The sequence below is a fragment of the Kineosporia corallincola genome (genome assembly GCF_018499875.1).
Lineage (GTDB): Bacteria > Actinomycetota > Actinomycetes > Actinomycetales > Kineosporiaceae > Kineosporia > Kineosporia corallincola.
This window is the reverse complement of the sequence record NZ_JAHBAY010000003.1, coordinates 278,739-291,986: the sequence shown is the minus strand read 5'-3', so window position 1 is coordinate 291,986 and position 13,248 is coordinate 278,739. Positions and strand designations below refer to the sequence as shown.

At 71.1% G+C, this 13,248-nt stretch carries 13 protein-coding genes; 9 read left to right on the top strand and 4 right to left on the bottom strand.

What is annotated here, in order from left to right:
- Positions 1-25: 25 nt before the first annotated feature.
- From KIH74_RS08540 to KIH74_RS08530, 3 genes are all read right to left on the bottom strand, one after another.
- Complete coding sequence (locus KIH74_RS08540) at positions 26-589, bottom strand: type IV toxin-antitoxin system AbiEi family antitoxin (protein ID WP_246572074.1); 564 nt, start codon at positions 587-589, stop codon at positions 26-28.
- A gap of 113 nt (positions 590-702) precedes the next feature.
- Entirely contained in the window at positions 703-1,953 is a 1,251-nt protein-coding gene (locus KIH74_RS08535; protein ID WP_308113660.1) for a DUF349 domain-containing protein, read from the bottom strand.
- A 76-nt stretch (positions 1,954-2,029) separates the two neighbouring features.
- Positions 2,030-2,887, bottom strand: coding sequence for a peptidylprolyl isomerase (locus KIH74_RS08530; RefSeq protein ID WP_214155265.1), 858 nt, complete (start codon positions 2,885-2,887; stop codon positions 2,030-2,032).
- A 179-nt stretch (positions 2,888-3,066) separates the two neighbouring features.
- Here KIH74_RS08530 and KIH74_RS08525 point away from each other — a divergent pair, with 179 nt between their 5' ends.
- Positions 3,067-3,765, top strand: a complete 699-nt coding sequence (locus KIH74_RS08525) for an MBL fold metallo-hydrolase (protein ID WP_214155264.1) — start codon at positions 3,067-3,069, stop codon at positions 3,763-3,765.
- Positions 3,766-3,768: 3 nt separating this feature from the next.
- Here KIH74_RS08525 and KIH74_RS08520 read toward each other — a convergent pair whose 3' ends face one another.
- Positions 3,769-5,013, bottom strand: coding sequence for an Rv2578c family radical SAM protein (locus tag KIH74_RS08520; RefSeq protein WP_214155263.1), 1,245 nt, complete (start codon positions 5,011-5,013; stop codon positions 3,769-3,771).
- A 199-nt stretch (positions 5,014-5,212) separates the two neighbouring features.
- On the opposite strand from KIH74_RS08520, the gene aspS reads away from it, so the two are divergent.
- The 8 genes from aspS (at position 5,213) to alaS (ending at position 13,221) form a co-directional block, all read left to right on the top strand.
- Complete coding sequence (gene aspS, locus KIH74_RS08515) at positions 5,213-7,030, top strand: aspartate--tRNA ligase (RefSeq protein WP_214155262.1); 1,818 nt, start codon at positions 5,213-5,215, stop codon at positions 7,028-7,030.
- A 364-nt stretch (positions 7,031-7,394) separates the two neighbouring features.
- Complete coding sequence (locus KIH74_RS08510; protein ID WP_214155261.1) at positions 7,395-7,610, top strand: hypothetical protein; 216 nt, start codon at positions 7,395-7,397, stop codon at positions 7,608-7,610.
- 36 nt (positions 7,611-7,646) lie between these two features.
- Positions 7,647-7,916 carry a hypothetical protein gene (locus KIH74_RS08505; protein WP_214155260.1) on the top strand — a complete coding sequence of 90 codons (270 nt, stop codon included), beginning with the start codon at positions 7,647-7,649 and terminating at the stop codon, positions 7,914-7,916.
- A gap of 118 nt (positions 7,917-8,034) precedes the next feature.
- Positions 8,035-8,220 (top strand): hypothetical protein, encoded by a 186-nt coding sequence (locus tag KIH74_RS08500; protein WP_214155259.1) that lies wholly within the window; start codon positions 8,035-8,037, stop codon positions 8,218-8,220.
- A 12-nt stretch (positions 8,221-8,232) separates the two neighbouring features.
- The gene (locus KIH74_RS08495) at positions 8,233-9,618 is read left to right on the top strand and encodes a replication-associated recombination protein A (protein ID WP_214155258.1); all 1,386 of its coding nucleotides are present in this window, start codon (positions 8,233-8,235) and stop codon (positions 9,616-9,618) included.
- Between the two features lie 139 nt (positions 9,619-9,757).
- Positions 9,758-10,117: a DUF948 domain-containing protein gene (locus KIH74_RS08490; protein ID WP_372492026.1), complete on the top strand. Its 360-nt coding sequence runs from the start codon at positions 9,758-9,760 to the stop codon at positions 10,115-10,117.
- 7 nt (positions 10,118-10,124) lie between these two features.
- Positions 10,125-10,439 (top strand): DUF6167 family protein, encoded by a 315-nt coding sequence (locus KIH74_RS08485; protein WP_214155256.1) that lies wholly within the window; start codon positions 10,125-10,127, stop codon positions 10,437-10,439.
- A gap of 112 nt (positions 10,440-10,551) precedes the next feature.
- Positions 10,552-13,221, top strand: a complete 2,670-nt coding sequence (gene alaS / locus KIH74_RS08480) for an alanine--tRNA ligase (RefSeq protein ID WP_214155255.1) — start codon at positions 10,552-10,554, stop codon at positions 13,219-13,221.
- Positions 13,222-13,248 lie beyond the last annotated feature (27 nt).

Below are 13,248 nucleotides of genomic sequence, written 5' to 3'. Positions count from 1 at the left end.
CTCGGCCTGGGAGAAGTGGCCGCCCTCAGGCCATCTCGGCCCAGGCCCGGACCACGTCACGGGCCACCGCGACGCCCCGGGCGTAGGGCATGCGGGTCAGCAGGCGGAGAACCTGTGGTGGGTGCACGTCGTGCAGCTCCTGCAACAACCGGAGCACGGGCAGGGCCCGGTCACGGGGCAGATCGCGGGCCACGTCCGTCGCCGTCCTCAAAGGAGCGGTGACCGGTACCCCCTCGACGAGCTGCACCTGCTCGGGGGGAATGTCGACCTGCCGCACCCGGACACCGCCCAGGCGGGGGGAACGACGGTTGCGCCCGATCACCAGATCGAGCGGGGCCGGGGCCGGAAGACCGGGGAAGCCGCCGTGCACCCAGGCGGCGGTGGCGAACCCGAAACACCGGCCGCGAGCCGGATCGGTCTGGTGCGGGCCGAGTCTGGCCCGCAGGGCGAGAGCCCGCACCGATGTGGTCACCGGCACACCGGGCAGCACGAGCAGCCCACTGACCACCTCACGCGCCAGCCCTTCGGCCAGTAACGCGGCGCGCTCCCGGGGGCCCACGGTGAGGAACAGCCCGCCGGCGTCGTCCATGCTCGTCACGAACCAACCGTGCCCGCTCCCACCGCCAAAGCGCAGTCGGCAGGCCCCACCTGTGGATGACGGTGAGGTCCTGCCGACCTGATCGAGCTGATGGAGCGGGGGATCTACTCGGTGAACTCGTTCTGCGCCTGCTGCGCCTGCTCCAGCCACGCGCGGCGGGAGGCCAGGGACTGCTCCAGCTCCTTGATCTTGCGCGCGTTGCCGGAGGCCTGGGCCTTGGCCAGGTCGGCCTCGGCGTCGGCGATGGTGCGCTCCAGCTGGGAGACCATGTCGTTGGCCCGTGCCCGCGCCTCGGGGTTGCTGCGCTTCCAGCGGTCCTGCTCGGCGTCGCGCACGGCCTGCTCGACCCGGCGCAGCCGGCCCTCGATGCGCTGCATGTCGTTGCGCGGCACCTTGCCGGCCTCGTCCCAGCGCACCTGGATGTCACGCAGGGCGGCCTTGGCGGCGGCGATGTCACGCACCGGCAGGATGCCCTCGGCCTCGTCGGCCAGCTGCTCCTTGACCACCAGGTTCTCGGCGAACTCGGCGTCCAGGGCCGAGTTCGCGCTCTGCCGGGCGTCGAAGAACGCATCCTGTGCGGCGCGGAACCGGGCCCACAGCGCGTCGTCGTCCTTCTTGGCCGCCCGGCCGGACGACTTCCACCGCGTCATCAGGTCACGGTAGGAAGCGGCCGTCGCACCCCAGTCGGTCGAGGTGCTGAGCGCCTCGGCCTCGGCGATGAGCTCTTCCTTGGCCGCCTTGGCCTGGTGCCGCTCCTCGTCCAGGGCGCCGAAGTAGTGCCGGCGCTTGCGGTCGAAGGTGGTGCGGGCGTGGCTGAACCGCTTCCACAGCTCGTCCTCGGTGTGCTTGTCGAGCCGGGACTCCTTCTGGAGACGCCGCCACTCGTCGAACAGCTCACGCAGCCGGTCGCCGGAGGTCTTCCAGGGGATCCGCTGCGGGTCCGCTCCGGCCAGCGACTCCGCCTCCTCGACCAGGACGGTGCGCTCGGCGATGATCGCCGCGCGGGCCTCCTGCTTGGCCTTCTGGTTCTCCTCGCGCAGGTGCTCCACCGCCGGGGCCAGCCCGGTCAGCCGGGTGAGCAGCCCGTCCAGGTCACCCACGGCGTTCGCGTCGCGGATCGACGGCTCCAGCCGCTTGATGGTGGTCTCGGAGTCCGCGGGGGAGACCTGGCCGGCCTTCACCCGCTGCTCCAGCAGGCTCACCTGTGCGGCCAGGTCCTCGTACTTGCGCACGAAGTACGCCAGGGCCTCGTCCTGGCTGACACCCGGGTACTGACCGACCTTGCGCTCCCCGTCGGCCGTCTTCACCCAGACGGTGCCGTCCTCGTCCGCGCGGCCCCATTCTTGTCCGGTCACGATCTCACGCCTTCTGCTTCGCCACCCATGTGAACCCCGTCAACCCCGTAGGTCTTGCCAGCCCCGCACCCGTACGTCACCCCGACACCGTGGTGGACTCGATCGACACCGCGGAGACCGGTGTGCCGTCCGCGCTGCCGTCCGCGACGCCGCCCTCGGCGACCTTCTTCACCACGTCCAGGCCCTTGGTGATCTTGCCGAGCACCGTGTAACCGCCCGCGGCGTCGTCCGGGATCGAGGTGTCGCCGTAGACCAGGAAGAACTGGCTGCCGTTGCTGTCGCCGTCGCCGCTCGCGCGGGCCATCGCGACCGTGCCGGCCTCGTAGACCTGGTCGCTGGGGGCGTTCTCGATCGGGCCGTAGCTGTAGCCCGGGCTGCCCGTGCCGGTGCCCGTCGGGTCGCCGCACTGGAGCAGCTCGAACGAGTCCGAGGTGGTCAGCCGGTGGCACGGCGAACCGTCGTAGAAACCGGCCTGGGCCAGCTTGATCATCGACGACACCGCCTGCGGGGCGGCCTTGCCGTCGAGGCTGATCGTGATGTCACCACAGGTGGTCTTCACGTTCAGGGTCCAGGTCTTGTTCTCGGCCAGGCTCTTGTCGGGGGCCTCGTCGAACTGCTGCGGGGTCGCCGGAGCCGTCACGTCGACCGTGGGGCAGGTCGACTTCGCGTCGGTGGCCGCGGTGGTCGCGGCGGCGTCGCTCGTCGCACTCGCCTCGGCGGTGCTGCTGGCCGTGGTCGTCGCGCCGTCGTCGTCGTCGCCCTCGTTCACCAGCAGGAACGCCGCCACGATGACCAGCACCCCGGCGACAGCGCCGCCGACGATGGCCAGTCTGCGACGCAATTCTCGATTACGCCTCTGCTTCACGGCGAGTCTGTCCTGCCACTCTTCGTAACGACGCTTCTCGTACGCGCGCTCCCGATTCTTCGGGGTCACGTGCTGCCCTCCAAGCCGTTTCCGCCCCGCTGGTCGATGTTCGGCGGGTCACCGTTAGGCAGTCTAGGGGGTACGAGCTGTGTGTTCGCCGCAGTGAGCAGCAACGACGTGCCGAGCGGCGGGCGGTAGCTCCTCGACTGCCCGATCGTGTGGCCCCAAGCATGTCCTAGGCTCGGGGAATGCTCGTGCTCGGGTTCCCCTCAGAGGTGTTCGGCACCAACTGCTACGTGCTCGCGCCGGCCGCCGGCGAGGAGTGTGTCATCGTCGATCCGGGGGTCGACGTGGTCGGGCAGCTGTCCGAGGTGCTGGCCGAGCACCGGCTCAGGCCGGCTGCGGTCCTGGCCACGCACGGTCACGTCGATCATGTCTTCTCGGTCACGCCGGTGTGCGGTGCGCACGGCGTCGCGCTGAGCGTGCACACCGACGACCGGTACCGGCTCGCCGATCCGCTGGGCTCGCTGCCCGAGGCGTTCGCCGACATGCTCCGGCAGCGTTACGGCGGCACGGCCTGGAGCGAGCCCGACGACGTGCGCACGATGGTGGACGGCGAAAAGCTCGCGCTGGCCGGCCTCGACCTGGACGTGGTGCATGCCCCCGGCCACACCGAGGGCTCGGTCATGTTCTCGCTCGCCGGGCTGCCCGACGGCATGGCCGCCGAGGCGGGCCTGACCTCGACCGTGCTGAGCGGTGACGTGCTGTTCGCCGGTTCGGTCGGCCGCACCGACCTGCCCGGCGGCGACCCCGAGGCGATGAACCGGTCGCTGCGCGAGCGGGTGCTGCCGATGGACGACGAGACCCTGGTGCTGCCCGGGCACGGAACCCCCACCACGATCGGGCGGGAGCGGCGCGACAACCCGTTCCTGCGCGCGGTGATGTGAGCACTACAGCAGTCTGAGCTGTTCCGGCTCGGGCCGCTCCGCCGCGGTGGGGAGACTGCCCGCCGGGTAATGGCTTTCGGCGTCACCCGGGATCCCGGCCGGGCCGGTCCCCCGGGATCGGGACCTCTCGACGCGGCGGATGCCGCCGCCGGGCTGCCCGGCCTCCACCCGCTCCCGCCCGTTCACACCCGGCAGGGTGGCGGTCCCTGCCCCGGTCGCGGCCTCGGTCCCGGAACCGGCGGGGGAGTCGTCGGCCCCGAGCCCGTGCCGGCGAAGCAGCGGCCGCACCCGCGCGGCCAGCCGCCGGCGGTAGTCCGGGTCGGCGTAGGCACCGTTGCCGTACAGCTCCCGGTAGCGCCGTACCAGTCTCGGGTGCTCACGGCGCAGCCAGGTGAAGAACCACTCCCGGGCCCCGGGGCGCAGGTGCAGGGGGACGACGGTGACACCGGTCGCGCCGGCCGCCGCGATCTGCCCGACGGCCGTGTCGAGATGCTCGTCGGAATCGGTGAGCCAGGGCAGCACCGGGGCCAGGAACACCCCGCAGGGCAGGCCGGCCTCGCGGGCCGCCCGCACCGCCGCCAGCCGGGCCCGCGGCGAGGGGGTGCCCGGCTCCAGGCTCTGGTGCAGCTCGTCGTGCCAGATCGCGATGGACATGCCCAGCCCCACCGGCACGTCGGCCGAGACCTGGTGCAGCAGCGGCAGATCGCGCCTTAGCAGACCGCCCTTGGTGAGCACCGAGAACGGCGTGCCGGAGTCGGCCAGGGCGCGGATGACGCCGGGCATCAGCCGGTAGCGGCCCTCGGCCCGCTGGTAGGGGTCGGTGTTGGTGCCCATCGCCACGTGCTCGCGGCCCCAGCCGGCCCGGGACACCTCGCGGCGCAGCACCTCGACCAGGTTGACCTTGACCACGATCTCGCTGTCGAACCCGGCGCCGGTGTCGAGCTCCAGGTAGGAGTGCGTGCCCCGGGCGAAGCAGTACACGCAGGCATGGGTGCAGCCCCGGTAGGGGTTGAGGGTCCAGCGGAACGGCATCGGCGAGTCACCCGGCACGCGGTTGAGCGCGCTGCGGGCCATCACCTCGTGGAAGGTGATGCCGGCGAACTCGGGCGTGGTGACGCTGCGCAGCAGACCGCTGATGGCCCGGACGGCCGGGGCGTCGAGCCCGGGCAGAGCCGGTGCCGCCACCGGGCCGGACCCTCCGAACGGTCCGGGGGCGACACCGCTGACCCGCTGTGCATCCCAGCGCATTCCGTCATCGAACACCTGTTCGAACGCTGACGCAAGCACCTCCGTCGGCACACACTGCGTTGCCACCACGGAGTGTCACGTATTCCGGGACAATTGGCGACCCCGGGAGTGTCGGGGATATCTGAGGTGAAGCTGTCGGCGGGCGTCCGTAGAATCGCGCACGTCCAGTCAGGACCACACCATTCAGAGAGGCATCACCGTGCTGCGCACCCATCAGGCCGGAGTCCTGCGCTCCGGCCACGTCGGCGAAACCGTCATCCTCACCGGATGGGTCGCCTCCCGCCGGGATCACGGCGGGGTGGCGTTCGTCGACCTGCGGGATGCCTCCGGCGTCGCCCAGGTGGTCGTCCGTGACGAGGAGGTGGCCCACGGCCTGCGCTCGGAGTACTGCCTGCGGGTCACCGGCGAGGTGTCCCCGCGGCCCGAGGGCAACGCCAACCCGGCCCTGGCCACCGGCGAGATCGAGGTCATCGCCACCCAGGTCGAGGTGCTCAACGAGTCCGCGCCGCTGCCGTTCCAGCTCGACGACCACATCGACGTCGGCGAGGAGGTGCGGCTCAAGTACCGCTACCTCGACCTGCGCCGCAGCGGCCCGGCCCAGGCCATCCGGCTGCGCAGCAAGGTCAACCAGGCCGCGCGCAACGTGCTGCTCGACCGCGACTTCGTCGAGATCGAGACGCCGACCCTGACCCGTTCCACCCCCGAGGGCGCCCGCGACTTCGTGGTGCCCGCGCGGCTGAAGCCGGGCTCCTGGTACGCCCTTCCGCAGAGCCCGCAGCTGTTCAAGCAGCTGCTCATGGTCGGCGGCATGGAGCGCTACTTCCAGATCGCCCGCTGCTACCGCGACGAGGACTTCCGCGCCGACCGCCAGCCGGAGTTCACCCAGCTCGACATCGAGATGTCGTTCGTCGAGCAGGACGACGTGATCGAGGTCGGCGAGCAGATCGTCAAGTCGCTGTGGGCCCTGATCGGCCACGAGATCACCACGCCGATCCCGCGGATGACCTACGCCGACGCGATGGCCCGCTTCGGCAGCGACAAGCCCGACCTGCGCTTCGGCAACGAGCTCGTCGACATGACCAAGTACTTCGCCGCCACGCCGTTCCGGGTGTTCCAGAACGAGTACGTCGGCGCCGTGGTGATGCCCGGTGGCGGCTCGCAGCCCCGCCGTCAGCTCGACGCCTGGCAGGAGTGGGCCAAGCAGCGCGGTGCCCGGGGCCTGGCCTACGTGCTGATCGCCGAGGACGGCACGCTGTCCGGCCCGGTCGCGAAGAACATCTCCGAGGCCGAGCGCGCCGGGCTGGCCGAGGCCGTCGGCGCGCAGCCGGGCGACTGCGTCTTCTTCGGCGCGGGTGCCACGGCCGAGGCCCGGGCCCTGCTCGGCGCCGCCCGGCTGGAGATCGGCAAGCGCTGCGAGCTGATCGACGAGAGCCGCTGGGAGTTCGTCTGGATCGTCGACGCCCCGCTGTTCGAGCCGGCCTCCGCGGCCGTCGCCAGCGGTGACGTCGCGGTCGGCTCGGGCGCCTGGACGGCCGTGCACCACGCCTTCACCTCGCCCAAGCCGGAGTGGATCGACAAGTTCGAGTCCGACCCGGGCAACGCCCTGGCCTACGCCTACGACATCGTCTGCAACGGCAACGAGATCGGTGGCGGCTCGATCCGTATCCACCAGCGCTCGGTGCAGGAGCGGGTGTTCACGATGATGGGCCTGAGCGAGGAGGACGCGCAGGAGAAGTTCGGCTTCCTGCTCGACGCCTTCAAGTTCGGCGCCCCGCCGCACGGCGGCATCGCCTTCGGCTGGGACCGCATCGTCATGCTGCTCGCGGGTGCCGACTCGCTGCGTGAGGTCATCGCGTTCCCGAAGAGCGGTGGCGGCTACGACCCGCTGACCGCCGCCCCGGCGCCGATCACCCCGGCCCAGCGCAAGGAGGCGGGTGTCGACTTCGTCCCGGCGAAGCCGAAGCCGGCCACCGACAAGGCGTTCACCGAGCAGGGCCTCCAGGGCGAGAAGGCCTGATCGGAAGGCCTCGGCCCCGACCGGGGCAGCTCCACCGGAAACCCCGGCCCGCAGCACGCGGGCCGGGGTTTCCGGCTTTTGTGACAAATCCGCCGAACATTTTCGCCCCCTGCCGCATCTGAACAGATGCCGGTGCAGAAAGCGCCGCGCGGATCAGGAGGAGCCACGGATGGCTGACACCCGACAGGCACGGCCGGCGCGACGACCCGAGCGGCCCGAGTGGCCTGGGCAGCCCGAGTGGCCTGGGCAGCCCGAGTGGCCTGGGCAGCCCGGGCGACCCGGAACCGGGCCCACCCAGACGCGACGCACGCAGGCCGGGTACCCCAGGACCGGGCACCCCCAGACCGGCAGGCACCCTCAGGCCATGCAGCCCCCTGCTGAGCGCATCCAAGCCGGCCGCACCCGACGGGCCCGGCGCCGGAGCGGATCCAGCCTGCTGGGATTCCCGGCCGGGGCGATCTGCCTGGCCCTGGGCACGAGCATCGCCGGGGCACTAGGCCTGGGGCTGCTCGTCACCGTGGTCTTCCTCGCGATCTCGTCGATCGACCAGCCGGCCCGCGGCCGCCGGCCCGGGTCCTGACCGGCCCAACCAACCCAACCAGCAGGAGGTGTGGCAATGGCACGCAGGCGGCGCGGCGGACGGTTCCGGGCGGTCCTCCTCGGCATCTTCGCGACCATCGTGGTGGTCTCGTTCGGCATCGAACCGGCGCTCGCGGTGGTGGGCGGAGTGGTCGTGTTCCTGATCTCCCTCTCGTTCGGGCCGTCCCGGCGCAGCGGTTATGCCGACGGCGGAGGCGGTTCCGACAGCGGTGACGGCGGCTGGGGCGACGGTGACGGTGGGAACGACGGCGGTGGAGGCGACGGCGGCGGTGGCGGGGGCGACTGATTTTCCGGGACGACGTGGGCCCCTTCGATGATCCAGCGGATCCAGCAGGTCCGGCGGCGTCCCCCGAAAGGGCCTCTAGGGTGTTGCTCATGAGCCGAGAGGGAACCGGGGTCGACCGATGAGCCCGCAGTGGCGGAGCTGGGCGATCATGGCCGGCGTCACGTTCGTCGTCGTGATCGTGGTCAACCTGGCGTTCGGCAACGGCGTCGTGCCGGGCATCGGCATCGGGCTCGCCGCCGTGCTCACCTCGTTCGCGGTGCAGTGGTTGCTGACCCGGCGGGGAAGGAGCCCGCAGGACGGCTAATCTGCAAGCCTGATGGCCGATCTGTTCTCCTCCGACGAAACCCCGCCGCCCTCCCCGGTCCGCCCGGGCAGTCTGGGCCTGGCCGGCACCGGCGACCGCCCGCCCCTGGCGGTGCGGATGCGCCCGCGCACCCTCGACGAACTGGTCGGCCAGGAGCACCTGCTCGGCCCGGGATCCCCGTTGCGTCGCCTGGCCGAGGGCGCCGACGGACTGGCCGGGCCGGCGTCCGTCATTCTCTGGGGACCCCCGGGAGCCGGGAAGACCACCCTCGCCCACGTCGTCTCCAACACCGGCGCGCGCCGATTCGTCGAGCTGTCGGCGGTGACGGCGGGCGTCAAGGACGTGCGCCAGGTGATGCAGGAGGCGCGGGAACTGCGTGACCGCAGCGAGACCCGCACCGTGCTGTTCCTCGACGAGATCCACCGTTTCACCAAGTCCCAGCAGGACGGCCTGCTGCCCGGCGTGGAGAACCGCTGGGTCATCCTGGTCGCCGCGACCACCGAGAACCCCTCGTTCAGCGTGATCTCACCGCTGCTGTCACGCTCGCTGCTGCTCACCCTGCGCCAGCTCCAGGACTCCGACGTGGAGAACCTGCTGCGCCGCGCGGTCGAGGACGAGCGCGGGCTGAACGGCACGGTGTCGCTCAGCGAGGACGCCGTGCAGTACCTGGTGCGGCTCTCGGCCGGCGACGCCCGCCGCGCCCTGACCTCGCTGGAGGCGGCTGCGGGCAGCGCCCTGAGCCGCAACCACGACGAGGTCACCGGTGAGGACGTCGAGCAGGCCGTGGACAAGGCCCTGGTGCGCTACGACCGCGAGGGCGACCAGCACTACGACATCACCAGCGCCCTGATCAAGAGCATCCGCGGGTCCGACGTGGACGCCGCGCTGCACTACCTGGCGCGGATGGTGGAGGCCGGTGAAGACCCCCGGTTCCTGGCCCGGCGCCTGATGATCTCGGCCTCCGAGGACATCGGGATGGCCGACCCGACCGCGATCCAGGTCGCGGTGGCGGCGGCCCAGGCGGTGCAGATGATCGGCATGCCCGAGGGCCGCATCGTGCTGGCCCAGGCCACGGTGCACCTGGCCATGGCGCCGAAGTCGAACGCCTCCTACGCGGCGCTGAACGCCGCCACCCAGGACGTGCGCGCCGGGCTCGGCGGCCCGGTCCCGCCGGACCTGCGCGACGCCCACTACACCGGGGCCAAGAAGCTCGGCCACGGAAGGGGTTACAAGTACGCGCACGACCACCCGCACGGCGTGGTGGAGCAGCAGTACCTGCCCGACGACCTGGCCGGCCGGGAGTACTACCAGCCCACCGACCGAGGTGGCGAGCGTGGCATGGGCGAGCGGCTGGCCCGGCTGCGCTCGGTGCTGCGCGGCGGAAACCGGCGCCGCTGAGGCACACACCGGCGTCCACCGGACGGCGGTACCGCCGGACCACGATAGGGTCAACCCCGTTCCGGCAGGGATGTCACCGGTTTTCCGGAGTCCTCACGGCCGGGACCGTCAACCGCAGCGCGCGATGAAAGGGATCAACATGTCGGTGGGCGGTATAGCCGGGCTCATAGCGGCCATTGCCTTCGTCCTCCTCGTCGGCGCGCTCGCGTATCCCCTGATCAAACTGGGCAAGGTGCTGGACGAGGCTCGGGTCACCGTGCGTGGCCTCTCCGACGGCGCCCTGCCTCTGCTGTCGGAGGTCACCACCACGGTGGCATCGACCAACGCACAGCTCGGCAAGGTCGACACCATCACGAACAACGTGGCCCAGGTGTCGACCAACGTCTCGGCGCTCACCGCACTCTTCGCCGCGACGCTCGGTTCGCCGGTGGTCAAGGTCGCGGCGTTCAGCTACGGCGTGCGCCAGGCGGTCAGTGGACGCAAGTCGCGGAAGAGGTGACGCGGTAATGGCGAGGCTTTTCTGGATCGCGGTCGGGGCGGGAGCGGGCGTCTACGTCGTCCGTAAGCTCACCAAGACCGTCGAGCAATACACCCCGGCCGGGATGAGCAGCTCGCTCGCCTCGGTCGGAGACGGCCTCCGGGAGATCGCGGAGGTGATCCGTGAGGGAATGGCCGAACGGGAACAGGAGTTGCGGGTCGCACTGGGTGTCGACGCCGGGACGATGGACCCGCAGACCGCACAATCGCTGATGCAGGACCCCACCGGCCCTGGCGCGTACGACGGTCAGCACGACCCGAACCGGGACAACCGCTACTACTGAGCTCCCGGGAAAACCCCTGGCCACCCACGGCGCCCCTCGGGCACCGTGGGTGGCGCCTGGTAAGAGCCCGGAACGCGATGCGAATCGCACTGTGACGCGAAAGGTCAGATCCATGGAGACGGCAGAGATCCGCCGCCGCTGGCTGCGGTACTTCTCGACTCGTGGGCACACGGTCGTGCCGAGTGCTCCGCTGCTGTACGACGACCCGACCCTGCTGTTCGTCAACGCCGGCATGGTCCCCTTCAAGCCCTACATGCTGGGGCAGGAGACGCCGCCGTACGAGCGCGCCACCAGCGTCCAGAAGTGCATCCGCACCCTTGACATCGACGAGGTCGGCAAGACCAGCCGGCACGGCACGTTCTTCCAGATGAACGGCAACTTCTCCTTCGGTGACTACTTCAAGGAGAAGGCGATCGAGCTGGCCTGGGAGCTGATCACCCGGGACCAGTCCGACGGCGGCTACGGCCTGGACGAGTCCCGGCTGTGGGTCACCGTTCTTCAGGGCGACGACGAGTCGCGGCAGCTCTGGAAGCGCATCGCCGACCTGCCCGACGAGCGCATCGTGCAGCGCGGTCTGGCCGACAACTACTGGCACATGGGCGTTCCCGGCCCGGGCGGCCCGTGCAGCGAGATCTACTTCGACCGGGGCGCCGAGTACGGCCCGGACGGCGGCCCGGAGGCCGACGAGGACCGCTACCTGGAGATCTGGAACCTCGTCTTCATGCAGGAGACGCTGAGCCAGGTCCGCACCAAGGTGGACTTCGACGTCGAGGGCCCGCTGCCCTCCCGCAACATCGACACCGGCATGGGCCTGGAGCGCATGGCCAGCCTGCTCCAGGGCGTCGACAACCTGTACGAGATCGACGAGGTCTTCCCGGTCATCGCGCGGGTCGAGGAGATCACCGGCAAGCGCTACGGCGCCAAGCACGAAGACGACGTGCGCATGCGCGTGATCGCCGACCACGTGCGCTCCGGCCTGATGCTGATCGGCGACGGCGTCACGCCGTCCAACGAGGCGCGTGGCTACGTGCTGCGCCGTCTGCTGCGCCGGGTCATCCGCTCGGTGCGCCTGCTCGGCGTGCAGGACGCGTCGATGATCGACCTGCTCACCGTGTCGAAGGACCGGATGGCCGTGTCGTACCCCGAGCTGGAGACGAACTTCGCCCGGATCAGCCAGATCGCGCAGGCCGAGGAGCAGGCGTTCACCCGCACGCTCAGCTCCGGCACCACGATCCTCGACACGGCCGTGGCGAGCGCGAAGTCGGCGGGCGAGAAGACCTTGTCCGGTGAGCGGGCGTTCCAGCTGCACGACACCTACGGCTTCCCGATCGACCTGACCCTGGAGATGGCGGGCGAACAGGGCCTGACCGTCGACCACGACGGTTTCCGCCGGCTGATGGCCGAGCAGCGCAACCGGGCCAAGGCCGACGCCAAGGCGAAGAAGGTCGGCCACGCCGACACCACCGTGTACCGCGAGCTGCGTGAGCCCGGCATCACCGAGTTCACCGGCTACCGCGAGCTGTCCACCGACTCCACCGTGCGCGGCCTGATCGTCGACGGCCGGCGGGTCGAGGCGGCGGACAAGGGCCAGACCGTCCAGATCGTGCTGGAGCGCACCCCGTTCTACGCCGAGTCCGGTGGCCAGATCGCCGACGAGGGCGAGATCACCGCCGACGGCGCGCGGCTGAAGGTGCTCGACGTGCAGCGCCCGGTCAAGGGCCTGATCGTGCACACCGTCGAGGTGGCCGAGGGCACGATCCGTTCCGGCTCCGACGTCTTCGCCAGCGTCGACCGGGAGTGGCGGCTGTCCGCCTGCCAGGCACACTCCGGCACCCACGTGGTGCACGCGGCGCTGCGCCAGGTGCTCGGCCCGACGGCGCTCCAGAGCGGTTCGTTCAACCGGCCCGGCTACCTGCGTCTCGACTTCGCCTGGACCTCCGCGCTGGACGCGTCCACCAAGGACGAGCTGGAGCAGGTCGCGAACCTGGCGCTGCGTTACGACTACCCGGTGTCGGCCACCTACATGCCGATCTCCAAGGCCCGCGAGATCGGCGCGCTGGCGCTGTTCGGCGAGACCTATGACGAGGAGGTCCGCGTCGTCGAGATGGGCGGGGCCTGGTCGCGGGAGTTGTGCGGTGGCACGCACGTCGAGCACAGCTCGCAGGTCGGTGCGATCTCGCTGATCGGCGAGTCGTCGATCGGCTCGGGCACCCGACGGGTCGAGGCCTACGTCGGCCTGGACGCGCTGCGGTTCCTGGGCCGGGAGCGGGCGCTGGTCAGCCAGCTCACCGAGGCGCTCAAGGTGCGGCCGGAGGAGCTGCCCGAGCGGGTCAGCGCCCTGGTCGCCCGCCTGCGCGAGGCGGAGAAGGAGCTGGAGAAGGGCCGTCGCCAGGCGCTGCTGAACGCGGCGTCGTCCCTGGTCGACTCGGCCGCCGACGTGAACGGCGTGGCCCTGGTGGCGCACGACGCGGGCACGGCCGACCCGGCGGACGCCCGGGCTCTGGCCCTGGACGTGCGGGGCCGGATCGCGGCCTCGCGTGCCGGTGTGGTCGTGGTCGCGGCGGTCGCCAAGGACCGGCCGGTCGTGGTGGTCGCCACCAACGACGAGGCCCGCGGACGCGGCGTCAAGGCCGGCGAGCTGGTGCGTGAGGCGGCCAAGGTGCTCGGCGGTGGCGGCGGTGGCAAGGACGACGTCGCCCAGGGCGGCGGTGCGGACGCGTCGAAGATCGGTGAGGCGCTCCAGCGGATCCAGGCCGTCGTCGCCGAGCGGGCCGGTAGCTGAAACCGGTCAGGCGATGAGGCAGGGCGT

What these genes read in the sequence shown, in the direction of transcription:
- alaS (WP_214155255.1), top strand. Translation starts at nt 10,552, where the DNA reads ATGGAGACGGCAGAGATCCGCCGCCGCTGGCTGCGGTACTTCTCGACT.
- KIH74_RS08540 (WP_246572074.1), bottom strand. Translation starts at nt 589, where the DNA reads ATGGACGACGCCGGCGGGCTGTTCCTCACCGTGGGCCCCCGGGAGCGC.
- KIH74_RS08500 (WP_214155259.1), top strand. Translation starts at nt 8,035, where the DNA reads ATGAGCCCGCAGTGGCGGAGCTGGGCGATCATGGCCGGCGTCACGTTC.
- KIH74_RS08485 (WP_214155256.1), top strand. Translation starts at nt 10,125, where the DNA reads ATGGCGAGGCTTTTCTGGATCGCGGTCGGGGCGGGAGCGGGCGTCTAC.
- KIH74_RS08525 (WP_214155264.1), top strand. Translation starts at nt 3,067, where the DNA reads ATGCTCGTGCTCGGGTTCCCCTCAGAGGTGTTCGGCACCAACTGCTAC.
- KIH74_RS08505 (WP_214155260.1), top strand. Translation starts at nt 7,647, where the DNA reads ATGGCACGCAGGCGGCGCGGCGGACGGTTCCGGGCGGTCCTCCTCGGC.
- KIH74_RS08495 (WP_214155258.1), top strand. Translation starts at nt 8,233, where the DNA reads ATGGCCGATCTGTTCTCCTCCGACGAAACCCCGCCGCCCTCCCCGGTC.
- KIH74_RS08510 (WP_214155261.1), top strand. Translation starts at nt 7,395, where the DNA reads ATGCAGCCCCCTGCTGAGCGCATCCAAGCCGGCCGCACCCGACGGGCC.
- KIH74_RS08490 (WP_372492026.1), top strand. Translation starts at nt 9,758, where the DNA reads ATGTCGGTGGGCGGTATAGCCGGGCTCATAGCGGCCATTGCCTTCGTC.
- KIH74_RS08520 (WP_214155263.1), bottom strand. Translation starts at nt 5,013, where the DNA reads ATGCGCTGGGATGCACAGCGGGTCAGCGGTGTCGCCCCCGGACCGTTC.